Origin of the sequence: Gelidibacter pelagius (genome assembly GCF_017581925.1) — a bacterium.
Lineage (GTDB): Bacteria > Bacteroidota > Bacteroidia > Flavobacteriales > Flavobacteriaceae > Gelidibacter > Gelidibacter pelagius.
This window is the reverse complement of sequence record NZ_JAGEVG010000023.1, coordinates 38919-56709: the sequence shown is the minus strand read 5'-3', so window position 1 is coordinate 56709 and position 17791 is coordinate 38919. Positions and strand designations below refer to the sequence as shown.

General features: G+C 37.9%; 16 protein-coding genes. 6 read left to right on the top strand and 10 right to left on the bottom strand.

Annotation, left to right across the window (positions count from 1 at the left end; translation table 11 throughout):
- Nucleotides 1-478: 478 nt before the first annotated feature.
- From thrS to rplT, 4 genes are all read left to right on the top strand, one after another.
- Nucleotides 479-2422 carry a threonine--tRNA ligase gene (gene thrS / locus J4051_RS16520; protein WP_208234981.1) on the top strand — a complete coding sequence of 648 codons (1944 nt, stop codon included), beginning with the start codon at nucleotides 479-481 and terminating at the stop codon, nucleotides 2420-2422.
- 32 nt (nucleotides 2423-2454) lie between these two features.
- A complete protein-coding gene (gene infC, locus J4051_RS16515) occupies nucleotides 2455-3006 on the top strand; it encodes a translation initiation factor IF-3 (protein WP_208234984.1) in 552 nt (183 codons plus the stop codon).
- A gap of 114 nt (nucleotides 3007-3120) precedes the next feature.
- Nucleotides 3121-3318 carry a 50S ribosomal protein L35 gene (gene rpmI, locus J4051_RS16510; RefSeq protein WP_208234980.1) on the top strand — a complete coding sequence of 66 codons (198 nt, stop codon included), beginning with the start codon at nucleotides 3121-3123 and terminating at the stop codon, nucleotides 3316-3318.
- 138 nt (nucleotides 3319-3456) lie between these two features.
- Nucleotides 3457-3804, top strand: a complete 348-nt coding sequence (gene rplT / locus J4051_RS16505; protein ID WP_208234979.1) for a 50S ribosomal protein L20 — start codon at nucleotides 3457-3459, stop codon at nucleotides 3802-3804.
- 383 nt (nucleotides 3805-4187) lie between these two features.
- Here rplT and J4051_RS16500 read toward each other — a convergent pair whose 3' ends face one another.
- The 10 genes from J4051_RS16500 to tgt all read right to left on the bottom strand — a co-directional run bounded on the left by J4051_RS16500 (nucleotide 4188) and on the right by tgt (nucleotide 14889).
- On the bottom strand, nucleotides 4188-4709 hold the full coding sequence (locus J4051_RS16500) for a GNAT family N-acetyltransferase (RefSeq protein ID WP_208234978.1): 522 nt from the start codon (nucleotides 4707-4709) through the stop codon (nucleotides 4188-4190).
- A gap of 33 nt (nucleotides 4710-4742) precedes the next feature.
- Nucleotides 4743-5819 (bottom strand): adenylate/guanylate cyclase domain-containing protein, encoded by a 1077-nt coding sequence (locus tag J4051_RS16495; protein WP_208234977.1) that lies wholly within the window; start codon nucleotides 5817-5819, stop codon nucleotides 4743-4745.
- Nucleotides 5820-5837: 18 nt separating this feature from the next.
- Nucleotides 5838-6107: an EF-hand domain-containing protein gene (locus J4051_RS16490; RefSeq protein ID WP_208234976.1), complete on the bottom strand. Its 270-nt coding sequence runs from the start codon at nucleotides 6105-6107 to the stop codon at nucleotides 5838-5840.
- Between the two features lie 239 nt (nucleotides 6108-6346).
- A complete protein-coding gene (locus J4051_RS16485; RefSeq protein WP_317192734.1) occupies nucleotides 6347-7531 on the bottom strand; it encodes an asparagine synthetase B in 1185 nt (394 codons plus the stop codon).
- A gap of 224 nt (nucleotides 7532-7755) precedes the next feature.
- Nucleotides 7756-8784: an AI-2E family transporter gene (locus J4051_RS16480; RefSeq protein ID WP_208234974.1), complete on the bottom strand. Its 1029-nt coding sequence runs from the start codon at nucleotides 8782-8784 to the stop codon at nucleotides 7756-7758.
- Nucleotides 8785-8856: 72 nt separating this feature from the next.
- Nucleotides 8857-10404, bottom strand: coding sequence for a replicative DNA helicase (gene dnaB, locus J4051_RS16475; protein ID WP_208234973.1), 1548 nt, complete (start codon nucleotides 10402-10404; stop codon nucleotides 8857-8859).
- 171 nt (nucleotides 10405-10575) lie between these two features.
- Entirely contained in the window at nucleotides 10576-11526 is a 951-nt protein-coding gene (locus tag J4051_RS16470; RefSeq protein WP_208234972.1) for an acetyl-CoA carboxylase carboxyltransferase subunit alpha, read from the bottom strand.
- A 138-nt stretch (nucleotides 11527-11664) separates the two neighbouring features.
- Nucleotides 11665-12579: a DMT family transporter gene (locus tag J4051_RS16465; RefSeq protein ID WP_208234971.1), complete on the bottom strand. Its 915-nt coding sequence runs from the start codon at nucleotides 12577-12579 to the stop codon at nucleotides 11665-11667.
- Nucleotides 12566-13642, bottom strand: coding sequence for an LptF/LptG family permease (locus J4051_RS16460; RefSeq protein ID WP_208234970.1), 1077 nt, complete (start codon nucleotides 13640-13642; stop codon nucleotides 12566-12568). The genes J4051_RS16465 and J4051_RS16460 overlap by 14 nt, the downstream gene beginning before the upstream one ends.
- Before the next feature lie 116 nt (nucleotides 13643-13758).
- On the bottom strand, nucleotides 13759-14889 hold the full coding sequence (tgt, locus tag J4051_RS16455; RefSeq protein ID WP_208234983.1) for a tRNA guanosine(34) transglycosylase Tgt: 1131 nt from the start codon (nucleotides 14887-14889) through the stop codon (nucleotides 13759-13761).
- Nucleotides 14890-15281: 392 nt separating this feature from the next.
- On the opposite strand from tgt, the gene J4051_RS16450 reads away from it, so the two are divergent.
- Together J4051_RS16450 and J4051_RS16445 are read left to right on the top strand one after the other, a co-directional pair.
- Nucleotides 15282-16127, top strand: a complete 846-nt coding sequence (locus J4051_RS16450) for a transketolase (protein WP_208234969.1) — start codon at nucleotides 15282-15284, stop codon at nucleotides 16125-16127.
- 165 nt (nucleotides 16128-16292) lie between these two features.
- Nucleotides 16293-17249, top strand: coding sequence for a transketolase family protein (locus J4051_RS16445; protein ID WP_208234968.1), 957 nt, complete (start codon nucleotides 16293-16295; stop codon nucleotides 17247-17249).
- Nucleotides 17250-17791 lie beyond the last annotated feature (542 nt).

Below are 17791 nucleotides of genomic sequence, written 5' to 3'. Positions count from 1 at the left end.
TTTGCGGGGTGCAAATATACAACCCTTTTTCCTTTACCGGCAAAATAAAATAAGACTTTTTTTGAACTATTTTTCTTCCCGCTGGAAATGAACCCCTTAGGCGGCCGAAAACACAGTGGTTTATGGTCAGGGCGGCGTGGACAGGCCCCGCGTTAGCGATGGAGCCCTTGCCCGGACTCTTTTGCGGACGCCACAGCGGCCGGAAAAAGTGAGGGGCGAGAGCGCGGTGGGCTGCCCCTTCGGCAGAACAAACGCCCAAATCGAAACAAATCAGCACTCCTATATATAGGAGAGCATACTTGATATTATAAAATTCCTCAACACACTCCTATATATAATGAGGAAACAAATCAACAATGGCATCAAACACTCCTACTCTACCACCGTTTTATTACCGATATTATTTATACCTATATATATATTGTATGAAAGTATTTAACATGTTATCTTTGTCATCCTAAATTAGTAAGAGAGATATATGATTGATATAACGCTACCAGACGGAACTGTTAAGTCGTTTGAGAATAATGCAACACCAATGGATGTTGCCAAAAGTATAAGTGAAGGGTTCGCAAGAAATGTTATTTCTGCAAGTTTCAATGGGACTACTGTAGAAACACACACCCCATTAACCACAGATGGCGCATTGGTATTGTATACCTGGAATGACAAAGAAGGAAAAAAAGCCTTTTGGCATTCATCCGCCCACATTTTGGCTCAGGCACTTGAAGAGTTATATCCTGGCGTCAAGCTTTCTATTGGTCCAGCTATAGAGAATGGCTTTTACTATGATGTGGATTTAGGAGATCAAACAATTTCTGACAAAGACTTTAAGACTATCGAAGATAAGATGCTGGAAATTGCCAGAGGGAAATACGACTTTAGTCTCCGATCTGTCTCAAAAGCTGATGCCTTATCCTTATATAAGTCTCAAGACAATGAATACAAAGTAGAACTGATTGAAAATCTGGAAGATGGCACAATTACATTTTGCGATCATTCAACCTTTACCGATTTATGTAGAGGTGGACACATTCCGAATACATCCATTATCAAAGCGGTCAAAGTTATGTCAGTGGCTGGTGCTTATTGGAGAGGTGATGAGAAAAACAAGCAATTAACGCGAGTTTACGGGATTTCATTTCCAAAACAAAAGGATCTGACCGAATACCTTCATTTACTTGAGGAAGCAAAAAAACGCGATCACAGAAAATTGGGCAGGGAGCTAGAATTGTTTACCTTCTCAGCTAAAGTGGGCCAAGGTTTACCTTTGTGGTTGCCAAAAGGCGCGGCTTTACGTGAGCGCCTTGAGGATTTTTTAAAGAAAGCACAGAAGAAAGCGGGGTATCAAATGGTGGTCACTCCTCATATTGGACAGAAAGAACTGTATGTCACTTCTGGACATTATGAAAAATATGGCGCTGATAGCTTTCAGCCCATCCTCACCCCCAACGAAGGTGAAGAGTTTTTATTGAAACCAATGAATTGCCCTCACCACTGTGAGATTTATAATGCCAAACCATTTTCGTACAAAGAGCTTCCGATTCGTTATGCGGAGTTCGGAACTGTATATCGTTATGAGCAGAGCGGCGAACTTCACGGTTTGACTCGTGTAAGAGGCTTTACACAAGATGATGCGCATATTTTCTGTACACCTGATCAATTGGATAAAGAGTTTAAGGATGTTATTGACCTGGTGCTTTATGTGTTTGGCTCTTTAGGATTTGAAAATTTTAAGGCGCAAGTATCATTAAGAGACCCTAATACTCCAGAAAAATATATAGGGAGTGACGAAAACTGGGAGAAAGCTGAAGCTGCCATCCTTAACGCTGCCATCGATAAAGGCTTGGACTATGTGGTAGAAACTGGCGAAGCCGCTTTTTACGGTCCTAAGTTAGATTTTATGGTGAAAGATGCTTTGGGAAGAAACTGGCAATTAGGTACGATTCAAGTCGACTATAATTTACCGGAACGATTTGACCTTACTTATAAAGGCAGTGACAATGAGTTGCACAGGCCTGTTATGATCCATCGTGCACCCTTTGGAAGCATGGAGCGTTTTGTAGCCATTTTATTAGAGCACACTGGCGGAAATTTCCCTCTTTGGTTAATGCCAACTCAGGCAATAGTGTTATCAATTAGTGAAAAATATGAAAAATACGCTGAAAAAGTTTTAAATGTGCTAGAAAATAACGAAATTCGCGCCCTCGCAGATAATAGAAACGAGACAATTGGCAAGAAGATCCGTGAAGCGGAAATGGCCAAAATCCCATACATGATTATCGTTGGTGAGCAAGAAGAGAGTAAAAACATGATTTCGGTACGACAACATGGCGGAGAAGATTTAGGCATGATTAGTGCAGTAGACTTCGCGGAGGTTGTTGAAAAAGAAGTAAAAAAGACTTTAAAAACCTTTAAATAGAAAAATTAAGTTTAACTAAAAATATATAAGCCATAGCAATTCGTAGAAACAGAGGTAGCTTCAGAAGAACTGAAAAAGAGGAGCAACATAAAATTAACAGAAGCATTAGAGCCGAAAACGTAAGACTTGTAGGAGATAATGTTGAAACCGGGGTATACACCACTAAACAAGCTTTAGCCATTGCTGAAGAACAGGGTGTAGATTTGGTTGAGATATCGCCAAAAGCTGATCCGCCCGTTTGTAAGGTGATGGATTACAAAAAGTTTCTTTATGAACAAAAGAAACGCGACAAGTCACTGAAGTCAAAAGCGACCAAGGTTATTGTTAAAGAAATCCGTTTTGGTCCTCAAACAGATGATCACGATTACGAATTCAAAAAGAAACACGCAGAAAAATTCCTGAAGGAAGGTGCAAAGCTAAAAGCATTTGTATTTTTTAAAGGACGTTCGATCGTGTTTAAAGAACAGGGACAAATTTTATTATTGAAATTAGCCCAAGATCTTGAAGAATATGGTAAGGTTGAACAAATGCCAAGACTGGAAGGAAAGCGTATGACAATGTTCATCGCACCTAAAAAGAAATAGCTTCGGCGGACTAAGTTACCAAGCTTAGCTACCGAAATATAATTAATAAACACTACGCCTTTAAGAAGGTGTATGAAGATAATAAGCGAATAGTAAATTAAAATTTAGGAGAAAATGCCGAAAATGAAAACAGTATCTAGTGCTAAGAAACGTTTTAAAGTAACGGGCACTGGGAAGATTAAAAGAAAGCACGCTTTTAAGAGTCATATCTTGACAAAAAAATCTAAAAAGCGTAAGAAAGCCTTGACTAAAATGACTTTAGTTCACGAGGCCGATATGAACAATGTTAAAATCATGTTACGTTTAAAGTAATACGATTTTAATCGGTTAACACAAATTATAAACCCTGGAGTTAGGCTCAATGATTAACGATTGCAGATTTTCGATTTGCGAAGTTAACAAGACAAAGTGTCAGTAATAGACCGCCTACTACAAAAAAACAATTAAGAAATGCCAAGATCAGTAAATTCAGTAGCAAAAAGAGCCAGAAGAAAAAAGGTTCTTAAACAAGCAAAAGGATACTTTGGAAGACGTAAAAACGTTTGGACAGTAGCCAAAAATGCGGTTGACAAAGCGATGTTATATTCGTACAGAGACCGTAGGGTAAAGAAAAGAAATTTCCGTTCATTATGGATTACGCGTATTAACGCAGCAGCCAGATTACACGGAATGTCTTATTCAAAATTTATGGGTGCAATCAAAGCTAACAATATCGAATTGAACCGTAAGGTCCTTGCAGATTTAGCGATGAACCATCCAGATGCTTTTGAAGCCATTGCCAAAAAAATCAAAAAATAGGCGTTTCGCCAAAATAACAAACACATTTCGCTTATAAAAAATCCGATTCTTAATTGAATCGGATTTTTTTTTTTGACTTTGCAGAAAATCCGTGCTAGTATGTCTAAAAGGATATCTGTGCAATCATCGATGATATGGGATGACGAAGAGCCAAGACATAAATAAAGTCCTTGTCATGGTTTAGGGGTTCTTCTTCATCGGTATTGTGAATGATCATAAGAGGACAAAGCTAAAAGCTACCGATTATATACATCCAATAACTACTACACTGTTTAAAACGACTAGTTCTATAGCAAATAAAGATTGAAATTGCCATGAGTACACACTCCTTATTTCTTTCTGGATTGTCAATTTGGAACATTACAAACCAAAGATTACCGACTCTATTGTACCCAATCGTTTTTTTCAATGATATATCGTCTCACCTTACAATTACGTTCATGGTTAAAGAACTCCTTCACAGGTTTCATAAACTTTTCCAAGATTTTTGACGAACCAATATTTTCTATATTGACATCGGCTGCGACCTTTTCGGCATTCAACGTATTAAAATAATGATCTATCATTCCTAAAGTCACTTCTGTTCCGTATCCTTTTCCCCAATAATTTGATCTAAAACGATAGCCTAACTCTTTATCATTTTCATCATTGGTTAAAAACAGACAGAGCCCAATCATTTCAGGATTTTCTTTTTCAAAAATCCCACAAGTGTATCGCTCTCTATGCAAATCACTCAGTTTTAAATTCAGATTCTCAGAAAACTTATCTAATATCTGAGTTTCAGAAAATCTTGATTGTGGAATGGGGTCTATGATTTTGGGGTCAGAAAGTAATTCAATAAAGTTCTTTTTGTCTCTACTTTTTAAACTCCTTACCAATAGCCTTTTGGTTTCAAATATTTGCATTTTTCTGATTGTCTTTCTTTAAATTCTCAAAAACTATCGTTTATGGATAGCATAAATCTTAAGTTCTTCTGTTTTACCCTCCAACAATTCATCTCCCATGGATATGGCTTCATACCGATTGGTCAGTTTAAGCTTTTGTAATAAATCATCTGAGATGAGCAAGGATTCATTGTACTCGTTGCATTTTTCCTGTATGCGAGATGTAGAATTAATGACATCACCATGATAGGCCAGTTCCTTTTTCACGGTTCCAACTTCAGCAATAATGATTTTACCTGTATGCAGTCCAGCTTTAAACTCTGGTTGCACCCCATATTTTTTTTGGTAATACTTGGAGTGTCTTTTCAACTTTCTTTCAAAATCAAAAAACAGATTGATACAATTTAATCTTCTAATTCCCCTCTTAGGGATCCAACTCAATACTGCTTCATCACCCACATATTGATAGACATTAGCATCATATTTATTGATTATCTTATTGAGATAAAAGAAACAATCCTGAATAAGTTGGCTGTATTTTAAATGCCCCAACTCCTCGGCGTGGGCTGTGGAAGATTTTAAATCTAAAAACATAAATATCCGGTCCACTTCTCGCGGATTTCTATACCTACCTATTAGCATTTTAAAGATGATGCCCTTTCCAAACTTATCATTGGCCAATCTTATAAATGAAAATAGCAGAGAACAAATGATGAAATAAGCGGTGACCATCCAAAATATTTTATTGGAAATCCACCATCCCCTGTGGTTTGGAAAATTGATATTTAGATAATCTTCTGCTAAAAAGGCCATAATACTCAAAGAGAAGATCAGAAATATCAGATAAATAATCGATTTGATAAGAAGGATCAAGCCAAGATTTAAAGCTTTAGATAGAAATTTATCGAAAACATATTCTACAATCGTATAAACAATGGCCACCATGACACCTAAAACGACCCCAAATAAAAGATATTCAGAAACCGGATATACCTTACTGGCTTGTATAGCATCTACCTGCTCCTGCTCTCTGCCCAAATATCTAATGAGGATAAAAAAACAAAATGCAAATGACCAATATAAAACGGCTGAGAAAAATAGTTTGAAAAATTGTTTAATGTAATATAGCATTCATCGAGGTGTTTATAACTATTCCTTAATTTCATCAATGGCTGCTTTAAATTCTTTCCAATCAACCAATCCATCGCCATCCTTATCATAACCTTCAATAAGTTTGCTGGTCACCAAACCTCTTATCAGTCCACTAATTTCTGCTTTCTTAAGGAGCTCGGCGATTTCCTTTTTAGAGAGTTTACCGTCTTTATCGTTATCAAAAAACGCAAAAGCTTCTTCGGGTGTCTTGAAACTGTTGGAAATGAGGATTTGAATTTTAGTAAGAATAGTCGCTTTAGTGGACATAATTTAAATTTTTATTTAAAAGTAAGAAATATTACGGTTCTATAAGCGCTCATTTGACAACAATAGGCGCTGCAAATGTGAGAATTATTGCAGTGAAATCCATAAGAAATGGTTTTAATCAGACAATATCGAAGTAAAACCGTAAGAAGGTAGGTTTCATTTTACATTTCTGGATACAAAAATAAAAAAACAGGAGCTTTAGATTCATGCCTTCGCAGGAATTTCAGTATTACTTAAGATTAGGTTTTCTGTTTCTTCTTTTTAGCCGCGGGAAACAAGACATTATTTAAAATCAAACGGTATCCTGGAGATGTAGGATGCAGTTCCAGTTCTGTCTTTGGGTCACCAACTTTATGGGTATAATCTTCAGGGTCGTGACCACCATAAAATGTAAAAAAGCCTTTCCCTTTAATGCCATGGATGTATTTTGCTTCGCCATTAGTTTTGTTTTCACCCATAATAAGGACGTTGGATTTGATTTCTTCTCTCGTAAATGATGTGGTCTGCCCCATAAATCCTTTTACCAAAGCTGTATGGTTTTGGCAAAGCATGGTAGGAATAGGATCCCATTTAGCAGAAAAATCCATGAGAGTAAAGTAATCCGTCAACATAGGAATCTGGCGTTTAGAGGTCATATCAATGGACGAAAACTCATAGATATTAGGATTTCTTTCCAAAATAAAATCCTTAAATGCGAAGGTCTTACTATAATCAATTTTACTTTGATAGTTCGGTTCACTAGGATCACCATCAAACATTGGCTCACAAATATCAACACCTTCTGCTGCCAATGCGATGTCAAAACTATCGGTAGCACTACACATGGCGAACATAAATCCACCACCAACTACATAATCGCGGATTTTTAAGGCAACCGCCAATTTTTGTTCGGATACTTTGTCGTATCCCAATTTGGCCGCCAATGCTTCAGCTTGCTTTTTTTCTTCAATATACCAGGCTGCCGATTTATAGGTCCTATAAAACTTGCCGTACTGCCCTGTAAAATCTTCATGGTGGAGATGCAACCAATCGTACAGCACAAGTCCATCGTTTAATACTTCTTCGTCATAAATAGTTTCATAAGGAATTTCAGCATAGGTCAATACCAAAGTGACTGCATCGTCCCATGGCGGATTACCTTTTGGGGAGTAAACGGCAATTTTAGGCGCTTTTTCAAGAACCACAGATTCCATGTTTTGTGAAGGACTACTAATGAACTCCAAGATTTCTTCGGTCTTTGCATCTGACATCACCTCAAAAGAAATGCCTCTAATCTGACATTCTCTTTGAATTTCTGGTATGTCGGGCAACAAAAAAGAACCGCCTCTATAATTGAGCAACCATTTTACCTTCAATTGCTTTTCGAGTGTCCAATAGGTCATTCCGTAAGCTTTAAGATGGTTCTTTTGACCTTCAGCATCCATAGGTATAAGTATATACGACGCAAAAGATTGCACACTTGTAAGAACAAAAAATAGAATAAGAGCTGCTTTTTTCAAAATAACTGTAGGTTACAATTCGATGTGAACTAGTGATTAGTGATGATTTATGTACTTCCATTTAATTGGGAGCAAACTCATCAATGGAAAGATAAACAAAAATTAAGCGTCCCTAAAATGCTTTAAGAAAATATTGGATAATTCCATTCTTATAAATCTTGGTTCTTGCCAGAAAGTAGGCTTGCAACAATTTTCGTGCTCGGGAATTGTTCAAGGATAATTTTTAAGAATACGGTAATTGGGATAGACATAATCATGCCCGCAATCCCCCAGATGTAACCCCAGAACATAAGCATGACCAGGACAGCTATGATGTTTATGGAAAAGGATTTTCCCATAAAAATCGGCTCTAAGATCGATCCAAAAATAACCTGCACCAAAGAGATCGCCAAAATAAAGAAAAACAATGTGCTTGATGGATCCAACTCCACAAAGGCAAAAATAGACAAACTGATCACAGCTATAAACGATCCAATCATCTGTACAAAATTGATCACAAACGCAAAAAGACCCCAGAAAATTGGAAAGCTCACATCAAAATACAAACATGCGAGACCAGTAAAGATTCCCGTTCCTAAACTCACCAAAAATTTCACCTTTATAAACGTGATCAAATCATTTTCAATTTTAAGGAAGGTTTTGACCGCGGTATGTTTGCGTTTCAATAAGGTAACGTGCAACAATTTCTGAACATTGATGGACTCTGCAAGCCAAAGCACCGTAAAGAACGCTGTTGTTAGCGCCATACTAATAAAACTGCCCAAGAAGCCCACAACAGATCCAATATTTTTAGTCTCGGCCAATTGTGCTATAATGCTACCGTTCTTTCCCAATTGGACACCAAAAAACCCTTCCAAAGAGTCTTTTAAGCCTCTAATCTTGATTTCTGCTTCGGCAAAAAAGGTGCTGTCAGAAGACATGATCTGTTTACTGGAGAGATGGATCAGTTCTGCCGTAATTGCCATTCCCGACAAAATAAGGAGGATCACGATGATAATACTGAGAAATTTTGGAACCCCCTTTTTACCCAACCAACGCATCAGGGGCAAAAATAAGAGCGCTATAAACATGGAGAAAACCAATGGAATAAAGATAAACGACAAGATTTTTAACAAGTAAAAAACCAGTGGCACAACAATGACCAGCAATAATAAATTTGTTGTACGTCTTTTATCCATGGGTATACTCTAATTAACAGCTTGCAAAGATAATCTTAAACTGCATAAGAAATTAAAGAAAAAGTTAAGATTTTAGAATGGCACGTCATTATCCTCATCATCGTCGATTGAAGGAGGATCAAAAGCATCCGATGCCGACGGGAAATTACCGGATTTAAACGTATTGTCATTGGCAGCAGCATTCATTTTGGAATGGAATTCGCCAAAAGGTGTATCAAAATCGTCAAGATTGTCGAACTTACCAAGATGTCCAATAAATTTCAATCGGATATTCTCCAAGCCCCCATTTCTATGTTTTGCAACAATAAATTCCGCTTGACCTTCTGTAGGAGAACGCTCTTCATCATCCCACTCGTCAATTTTATAATATTCTGGTCTGTAAATAAACGATACAATATCCGCATCCTGCTCAATCGCACCAGATTCACGCAAATCAGATAAAAGAGGTCTTTTACTGCCACCACGGGTTTCTACCGCACGGGATAATTGCGACAAGGCGATTACGGGAAGGCTCAATTCTTTTGCCAGAGCCTTTAGGTTACGTGAAATAGTAGAAATCTCCTGTTCCCTGTTTCCTCCTTTCTGGCTTCCACCAGCGGTCATCAACTGCAAATAATCGATAATGATCATTTTAATACCGTATTGTGACGCTAGACGACGTGCTTTTGCACGCAAATCAAAAATAGAAAGCGAAGGCGTATCATCAATAAACAAAGGTGCTTTTTCCAAAGCTTTTACCTTGACATTTAATTGTTCCCATTCATGTTTCTCAAGTTTGCCTGTTCTCAGTTTTTCTGAGGACAAACCTGTTTCACTAGAAATCAAACGTGTAATCAACTGTACTGAAGCCATCTCTAAAGAGAAAAATGCTACTGGAATATTATGGTTGACCGCAATATTTCGTGCCATAGACAAGGTCAGGGCGGTTTTACCCATCCCTGGACGTGCTGCCACAATGATCAAATCACTTTCTTGCCATCCTGAGGTCAATTTATCCAACTTATCAAAACCAGAGGGAATTCCACTCAAGCCTTCCTTATTGGAGATATCTTCAATTTTCTTTTTCGCTTGAATAACCAAACTTTGGGCAGTTTCGGTAGATTTCTTGATATTACCTTGGGTCACTTCGTAAAGCTTAGCCTCCGCTTGATCCAACAAATCAAAAACATCCTTAGTTTCATCGTAAGCTTCTTCAATAATTTCATTTGAAATTTTGATCAGACTACGTTGTATAAATTTCTGAAGAATAATACGTGCATGAAACTCAATATGCGCCGAAGAAGACACCCGTTGAGTCAAAGAAATGAGATAAAAATCGCCACCCACCAATTCCAACTTTGCATCCTTCTTGAGTTGGCTAGAAACGGTTAATAAATCGACAGGTTCACTATTTTCAAATAATTTGAAAATGGCCTCAAAGATGTGTTTATGGGCGTCCTTATAGAAGGCATCAGGACTCAGAATATCGATAACTTCATCCACCCCTTTTTTGTCAATCATCATTGCCCCGAGAACAACTTCCTCTAAATCAAGAGCTTGTGGCGGAATCTTTCCTTTTTCTAAGCTAATAATCGTGCTTTTGTCCACTTTATAGCCTTGTATTTGGTTTGGTTGTTTCATGAATGCGAAAGTAAATAAATTGTAAAGAATGAAGCCATTTTATCGCACTTCAATCTTAACAGGTCATCAACAATCTAACTGTTGATAACTTAATAATATTGTTAATAAGGCCAAAAAAAACCGAAGCCATTAACTTCAGTTTTAATTTTTGTTAAGGGTATTAAGGGATGGTTATTTGTACACCCCCATATCAGCATATTTATCCATACGCTTTTGTACCAATTCTTTTGGTGATAAGTTTTTAAGCTCATCAAAAGATTTTTCGATTGCTTTCCTAACTGCTAAAAAAGCTTCTTCGCGGTTGGTATGTGCTCCACCCAATGGTTCTTTGATGATATCATCAACCAATTTCATTTTTTTCATATCAGGAGCGGTAAGTTTTAATGCTTCTGCCGCTTGTTCCTTATATTCCCAACTGCGCCATAATATTGACGAGCAAGATTCTGGAGATATCACGGAATACCAAGTGTTTTCCATCATCAGCACGCGGTCTCCAACACCAATGCCCAAAGCACCACCTGAGGCTCCTTCGCCAATTATCACACAGATAATAGGCACTTTTAAACGGGTCATTTCTAAAATGTTCCTTGCAATAGCTTCTCCCTGTCCTCGTTCTTCAGCTTCCAATCCAGGATATGCACCGGGAGTGTCAATCAAAGTTACTACTGGTAGCTTAAACTTCTCAGCAGATTTCATCAATCGCAAGGCTTTACGATAGCCTTCAGGATTTGACATCCCAAAATTACGATACTGTCTGGTTTTGGTATTGTAACCTTTTTGTTGCCCAATAAACATATAGGACTGATCGCCAATCTTGCCTAAACCGCCAATCATGGCTTTATCATCTTTCACATTTCTATCACCGTGCAACTCCAAAAAAGAATCGCCACACAAGGCTCGGATATGATCTAAGGTATAAGGTCTATTTGGATGGCGCGATAACTGAACACGTTGCCACGCGGTTAGATTTTTATAGATATCTTTCTTTGTAGCGATGAGCTTCTTCTCAATTTGTTCACAAGTTTGAGTCACGTCAACATCGCTCTCTTCACCAATCACTCGGCATTTTGACAACTGATCCTCTAGTTCTTTTATGGGAAGCTCAAATTCTAAATACTCCATAGAAATTTAAGTTTTAATTATTAGTTAGCCTACAAACCTACGTAATTTTTTCCGTTAAGATAAAACTACAATATGAAAAAATAGGTATTTATTTGATGGTCTTGCAAAGGTACGGATAATCAAAGCAACTCTTATAAATTAATCGATTTTGTATTTGCTTCGTTTTTTTGCCCTATGGGATTTTACATTCTTAAGCACGGCATCCATTACGACAGACAGCAACACCAAACCAGCCCCGTAATAAAATTGAGGTCCCATAGTTTCTGTTTCGGGAAATAATATTAAGGCCAAAGCAATACCATATACAGGTTCCAGATTATAAGAAAGCACCACAGTGTATGGACTGATAAATTTCATGACTTTAACCGCCCCAATAAAGGCATAGGCCGTACAAACAGACGCCAAGATGAAAAGGAAAATCCAGTCGGCAGCAGAAAGCGTGAAAAATCTTGCATCAAATCCGCCTTTAAATAGTAGTATAAAAAGTGTTAAGAATACGACACCACTAGCAAACTCATAAAACGAGATGACCGTTGCCGAATGTTTCTGTATAAAGGTACCATTAATGACTGCAAACAGGCTAGACAATAAAGCTGATACAACACCAAGAATGATCCCATTGATATATCTTAATTCGCCGTGAGTGATGAGAAATACGCCAATAACGACAATCACTCCAAAAATAATTTCATACCAAATTATGCGTCTTTTATAAAACAGAGGTTCAATAAAAGAAGCAAAAAAGGCACCTGTAGAAAACATGGCAAGGGTGATGGAAATATTGGATTGCTTAATGGCTTCAAAGAACGTGATCCAATGCAAAGCGACGATGACGCCCGCTGCAAGAAACTTGAGCATCGTGCGCTTATCGATCTTTAATTTCACTTTGGTGAGCTTGATATATAGAAACATAAGCAATCCCGCCATCAACATCCGATACCACACCAGTGGAATAGATCCAATAGTAATCAATTGACCCAAAATAGCAGTAAAGCCAGCAATAAAAACTAAAAAATGAAGATGCAGATAATTTTTGAGCTTAGCGTTTTGCATTATAGAGGAGAAAGATAGCTAAGATACCAAAAACCAAATTGGGAAGCCATGCGGCTATTATTGGCGAAAAATCAGATTGTTCAGCAAGCACACCAAAAACCTTATCAAAAAACACATAAACCATGGCGGTTGTAATACCAAATGCCAAATTGAAACCCATACCTCCTCTTCTCTTAATGGAAGATACGGATACAGCAATAATGGTCAGAATAAAAACGGACACAGGTAAACTCCACTTCTTATATTTCACGATTTCGTAACGTCCAATATTCGAAGAGCCCCGAGCCTTCTCCTTATCAATAAAATCGACCAATTCGGAATAGGGTTTTGTTTCTGCAATGTAATTGACAGGCATTAAATCTTCCAAATCAAAAGGAAGTACTGTATCGAGTCGTCGTTCTGTTTCAATGATATCGCCATTATCCGTTATGGTCCGTTTGAAATAGTTGAACAATTTATACGTGCTATCCACCTCAGAATAGCGAATGGAATTTGCAAAAATCTTATAGGTCAACTCATTATTTTCAATATGCTCCAATGTAAAGTTGTAGCCCGTTTTTTGAACTTTATCAAAACTACTCACATAAATAAACTCTGTATCGTTAATCTGTCTGAAAATATTTTGTCCTGGCTCCTGGTGCCTGGCACTTTTCAGATATTTATAAGAAAATTCGTTAAAACCTTGACTTGCGATAGGTGCTAAATAAAACCCTAAGATCATGGCAAATATAGAAATGATGGTTGCTCCAATAATATAAGGTCTAAGAAAACGCGAAAAAGATACTCCTGAGCTTAAAAAAGCCACAATTTCTGTGTTGTTGGCCAGTTTGGAGGTAAACCAAATAACGGATAGAAATAAAAATATGGGAAATAATAAATTGGCAAAGTAAATCGTAAAATTGAGATAATATAAGGCTACTTCTCCAAACGGTACTTTATTCTCTAAAATCTTACCGATTTTTTCCGCAAGATTCACCGTAATTCCGATAGGAATAAATAGCAGTAACATCATCAAAAATGTGAAGAGATAACGTTTTAATATGTACCAATCAAGGATTTTCAAAGTCTGTTACTATTGGTTATTGTTGTTATTTATTTTTTATTCTTATTCTTTATTCCTAAAGACATTTTTTTATGTGTTAAATTGCTATCCCTGATTTTGAACTCTGAACTCTGAACTTACAACCGTTTATCCATCTGCTTCACCATCATATCCTTCCAGACTCTAAAATCTCCTGCTAAGATATGTTTTCTGGCTTCCCTGACCAACCACATATAAAATCCGAGGTTGTGAATTGTTGCAATCTGCATGGCTAAACGCTCATTGACACTAAATAAATGACGTAAATACGCTTTGGAATATTCTGTATCAACATAGGTCATGGCCATCTCATCCAAAGGAGAAAAATCATCTTCCCATTTTTTATTCTTGATATTAATGGAGCCGTGCGCCGTAAACAGCATGCCGTTTCTGGCATTACGGGTTGGCATGACACAATCAAACATATCAACACCTAACGCAATGTTTTCAAGAATATTGATTGGAGTACCCACGCCCATTAAATAGCGCGGCTTGTCCTCTGGAAGGATCTCGCAAACCACTTCGGTCATCGCATACATTTCATCTGCAGGCTCACCTACTGACAGTCCGCCAATAGCGTTTCCTACCGCTCCGGCATTGGCAATGTATTCGGCAGATTGCTTACGTAAATCTTTATAGGTGCTTCCTTGAACGATAGGAAAAAAACTTTGCTCGTAACCATATTTGAACGGAAGTTTCTCCAAATGGTTGATGCATCGGTCCAACCAACGGTGGGTCATGTGCATGGACCTTTTGGCATAATTATAATCGCAAGGATACGGGGTGCATTCATCAAATGCCATAATAATGTCGGCACCGATAATGCGTTGGATTTCCATCACATTTTCTGGCGTAAACGTATGGTAACTGCCATCTATATGCGATTTAAACTTGACGCCCTCTTCCTTGATTTTTCTATTTGCAGATAAGGAATAGACTTGATAGCCACCGGAATCCGTCAAAATATTACGGTCCCAATTGATGAACTTATGCAAGCCTCCCGCCTGTTCCAAAATTTTCGTTTGGGGGCGTAAATACAAATGATAGGTATTGCCTAAGATGACATCTGCATTGATATCATTTTTAAGTTCTCTTTGGTGAACCCCTTTTACGGAGCCTACCGTACCTACTGGCATAAAAATAGGGGTTTCAATAACCCCGTGGTCTGTAGTAAGTTTTCCTGCCCTCGCCTTACTTTGAGGGTCTTTTCCTTTTAATTCAAATTTCATACGTGGCAAACCTACATCTTTTTTAATTCAAATTGAAAATTTTCAAGTTGAAGGAAGATGTCATTATATTTAAAAATTGTAATCAACAAGCTCGGCCAATCCCGAGATGTAGCATATCTAAGCCCCTTAAAAAGGGGAAATAGTTGGCAAAGATAAACAATGCCGCACTTAAGATACGGACCTCTTAAGAAAACTTTAAAAAATCTGTTGCATATTAATAATTCCCACCGTGTTCATAAATTTTGACTTAAAGGCAAACCAAAAAAGCCCTATTAAAATCAGATGCGTAATTGTTAGCAAAACAGGAACATTCGTTAATAAGTGCGCCAATTTGAACTTTGTTTCGGGGGTTAAAAAGACTACTTTTGCAGCATAAAACTAACTTTTAGAAAATGTCAAACACACAACAATTAGAAGATTTAACAACACAGGTACGTAGAGATATTCTCCGTATGGTACACAAGGTGAATTCTGGACACCCAGGAGGCTCATTAGGTTGCGCAGAGTTTTTTGTAGCGCTTTATAATGAGATCATGGACAGAAAGGACACTTTTGATATGGACGGCATGGGCGAAGACCTGTTCTTTCTTTCAAACGGACACATCTCTCCTGTATTTTACAGCGTATTGGCAAGAGCAGGTTATTTTCCTGTAGAGGAATTAAACACGTTCCGATTGATTGATTCCCGCTTACAAGGACACCCAACCACGCATGAAGGCTTACCTGGTATTCGTGTGGCTTCAGGTTCTTTGGGCCAAGGTATGTCTGTAGCCATCGGTGCTGCACAAGCAAAAAAACTGAACAACGACTCTCATTTGATCTACAGCTTGCATGGTGATGGTGAACTTCAAGAAGGACAAAATTGGGAAGCGATCATGTATGCCGCAGGAAATAAGGTGGATAACCTCATTTCTACGATTGATCTTAACGGACAGCAGATTGATGGATCAACAGATGACGTATTGCCAATGGGCAGTATAAAAGAAAAATTCGAAGCCTTTGGATGGACGGTTGTAGAAATCGAAAAAGGCAACAATATAGAAGCCATCTTAAAAGGAATTGCGATTGCCAAATCAAAAACAGGAAAAGGAAAACCTGTCTGTGTTCTTTTAAAAACGGTTATGGGCAATGGTGTTGATTTTATGATGCATACCCACGCTTGGCATGGAAAAGCACCAAACGATGAGCAATTGGCCATCGGATTGGAGCAGAATGCGGAGACATTGGGGGATTATTAAAGGCCCCACCTAACCTCCCCAAAGAGGGAGGAATTGGTCAGTTAAAAACTTATAAATAATATTAAAACATAAAAATCCCTTTCGATTGTGCTCAGTACAAAACGGGAAGGATTATTAAAAATCAAAGAATTAATTAAACAGATACCCATTTTCGTGGGCATTACTATGAAAACATACACAAATACAGGAAATAAAGACACACGTTCAGGATTTGGAGCTGGATTGACAGAATTGGGACAGACCAACGAAAAAGTTGTTGCGCTTTGTGCCGATTTAATTGGCTCGTTGAAAATGGACGATTTTAAAAAGAACCATCCAGAACGATTCTTTCAAGTAGGCATCGCCGAAGCCAATATGATTGGAATGGCTGCGGGCTTAACCATTGGTGGAAAAATTCCATTTACGGGAACTTTCGCTAACTTTTCAACCGGTCGTGTTTACGATCAAATCAGACAGAGTGTAGCCTATTCTGACAAAAATGTCAAAATCTGTGCCTCGCATGCAGGTTTGACACTTGGTGAAGATGGCGCCACCCACCAAATTTTAGAAGATATCGGCTTGATGAAGATGTTACCGGGAATGACGGTCATCAATACCTGCGATTATAACCAAACAAAAGCAGCCACGATCGCCATTGCTGAGCATCAAGGTCCAGTTTATTTGCGTTTTGGACGTCCTTCAGTACCTAATTTCACTGATGAAGACCAAAAATTCGAAATTGGAAAAGCAGTACAATTAACTGAAGGCACAGATGTGACCATCGTTGCTACTGGGCATTTGGTTTGGGAAGCTCTTGAAGCTGCAAAAACATTGAATGAACAAGGCATTTCTGCAGAAGTCATCAACATCCATACGATCAAACCATTGGACGATGCGGCTATTATAAAATCAGTCAAAAAAACCGGATGTGTGGTTACGGCTGAAGAACACAATTTTCTTGGAGGTTTGGGAGAGAGCGTCGCTCGTGTTTTAGCGTTGAACCATCCAGCACCTCAAGAGTTTGTAGCTACGCAAGACACTTTTGGAGAATCTGGTACGCCAGCGCAGTTAATGGAAAAATATGGCTTAAACAGCGCTTCTATTATTAATGCAGCTCAAAAAGTGGCTAAAAGAAAAAAGTAAATTAATTATAATTTAGAAGTTCTATATTTTAACTTTTCCCTTTAATAAAATTTCAATATCAGAATTGGGCTTTCTTTTTTATAAAGAAAGCCTTTTTTTATGCTCCTTCCTTTTTAAACAAGTCAGGATCAAGTAATTCCTTCCCTTTTTAAGGGAAGGTGGATTTAAGCTCAGCATAGAGCTTAAAGACGGAAGGGTTTTTAAAACTATAAAAGTCTATAATAAAGCGAATGAAATCAGAAAATCAGGAATGTAGAATTGAATTTGGTTTCTGTAATTTTTAACCACATCGACTCCTGCTTCTCTACGGAAGCAGAAGCCACTCCTCCTTTGAAAGGAGGAGAATTTAAATTTATCTTTAAATTTAAACAGGTTCGAACTAAAGAATTCTTTAATTCTCGATAGCTTTCATTAAAGCCATCAATACTTAAGGCGCTTCGCTTTTAAGTTTTGCCTGCCTGTCGGCAGACAGGGGCTTGGATCCCGCAGAAATGCGGGATTAGTTCAGCCATCAAAACTTAATGCGCTTCGCTTTTAAGTTT

Coding starts and splice junctions, on each gene's coding strand:
- thrS (WP_208234981.1), top strand. CDS start 479: ATGATTGATATAACGCTACCAGACGGAACTGTTAAGTCGTTTGAGAAT.
- rpmI (WP_208234980.1), top strand. CDS start 3,121: ATGCCGAAAATGAAAACAGTATCTAGTGCTAAGAAACGTTTTAAAGTA.
- rplT (WP_208234979.1), top strand. CDS start 3,457: ATGCCAAGATCAGTAAATTCAGTAGCAAAAAGAGCCAGAAGAAAAAAG.
- J4051_RS16500 (WP_208234978.1), bottom strand. CDS start 4,709: ATGCAAATATTTGAAACCAAAAGGCTATTGGTAAGGAGTTTAAAAAGT.
- J4051_RS16495 (WP_208234977.1), bottom strand. CDS start 5,819: ATGCTATATTACATTAAACAATTTTTCAAACTATTTTTCTCAGCCGTT.
- J4051_RS16490 (WP_208234976.1), bottom strand. CDS start 6,107: ATGTCCACTAAAGCGACTATTCTTACTAAAATTCAAATCCTCATTTCC.
- J4051_RS16485 (WP_317192734.1), bottom strand. CDS start 7,531: ATGGATGCTGAAGGTCAAAAGAACCATCTTAAAGCTTACGGAATGACC.
- J4051_RS16480 (WP_208234974.1), bottom strand. CDS start 8,784: ATGGATAAAAGACGTACAACAAATTTATTATTGCTGGTCATTGTTGTG.
- dnaB (WP_208234973.1), bottom strand. CDS start 10,404: ATGAAACAACCAAACCAAATACAAGGCTATAAAGTGGACAAAAGCACG.
- J4051_RS16470 (WP_208234972.1), bottom strand. CDS start 11,526: ATGGAGTATTTAGAATTTGAGCTTCCCATAAAAGAACTAGAGGATCAG.
- J4051_RS16465 (WP_208234971.1), bottom strand. CDS start 12,579: ATGCAAAACGCTAAGCTCAAAAATTATCTGCATCTTCATTTTTTAGTT.
- tgt (WP_208234983.1), bottom strand. CDS start 14,889: ATGAAATTTGAATTAAAAGGAAAAGACCCTCAAAGTAAGGCGAGGGCA.
- J4051_RS16450 (WP_208234969.1), top strand. CDS start 15,282: ATGTCAAACACACAACAATTAGAAGATTTAACAACACAGGTACGTAGA.
- J4051_RS16445 (WP_208234968.1), top strand. CDS start 16,293: ATGAAAACATACACAAATACAGGAAATAAAGACACACGTTCAGGATTT.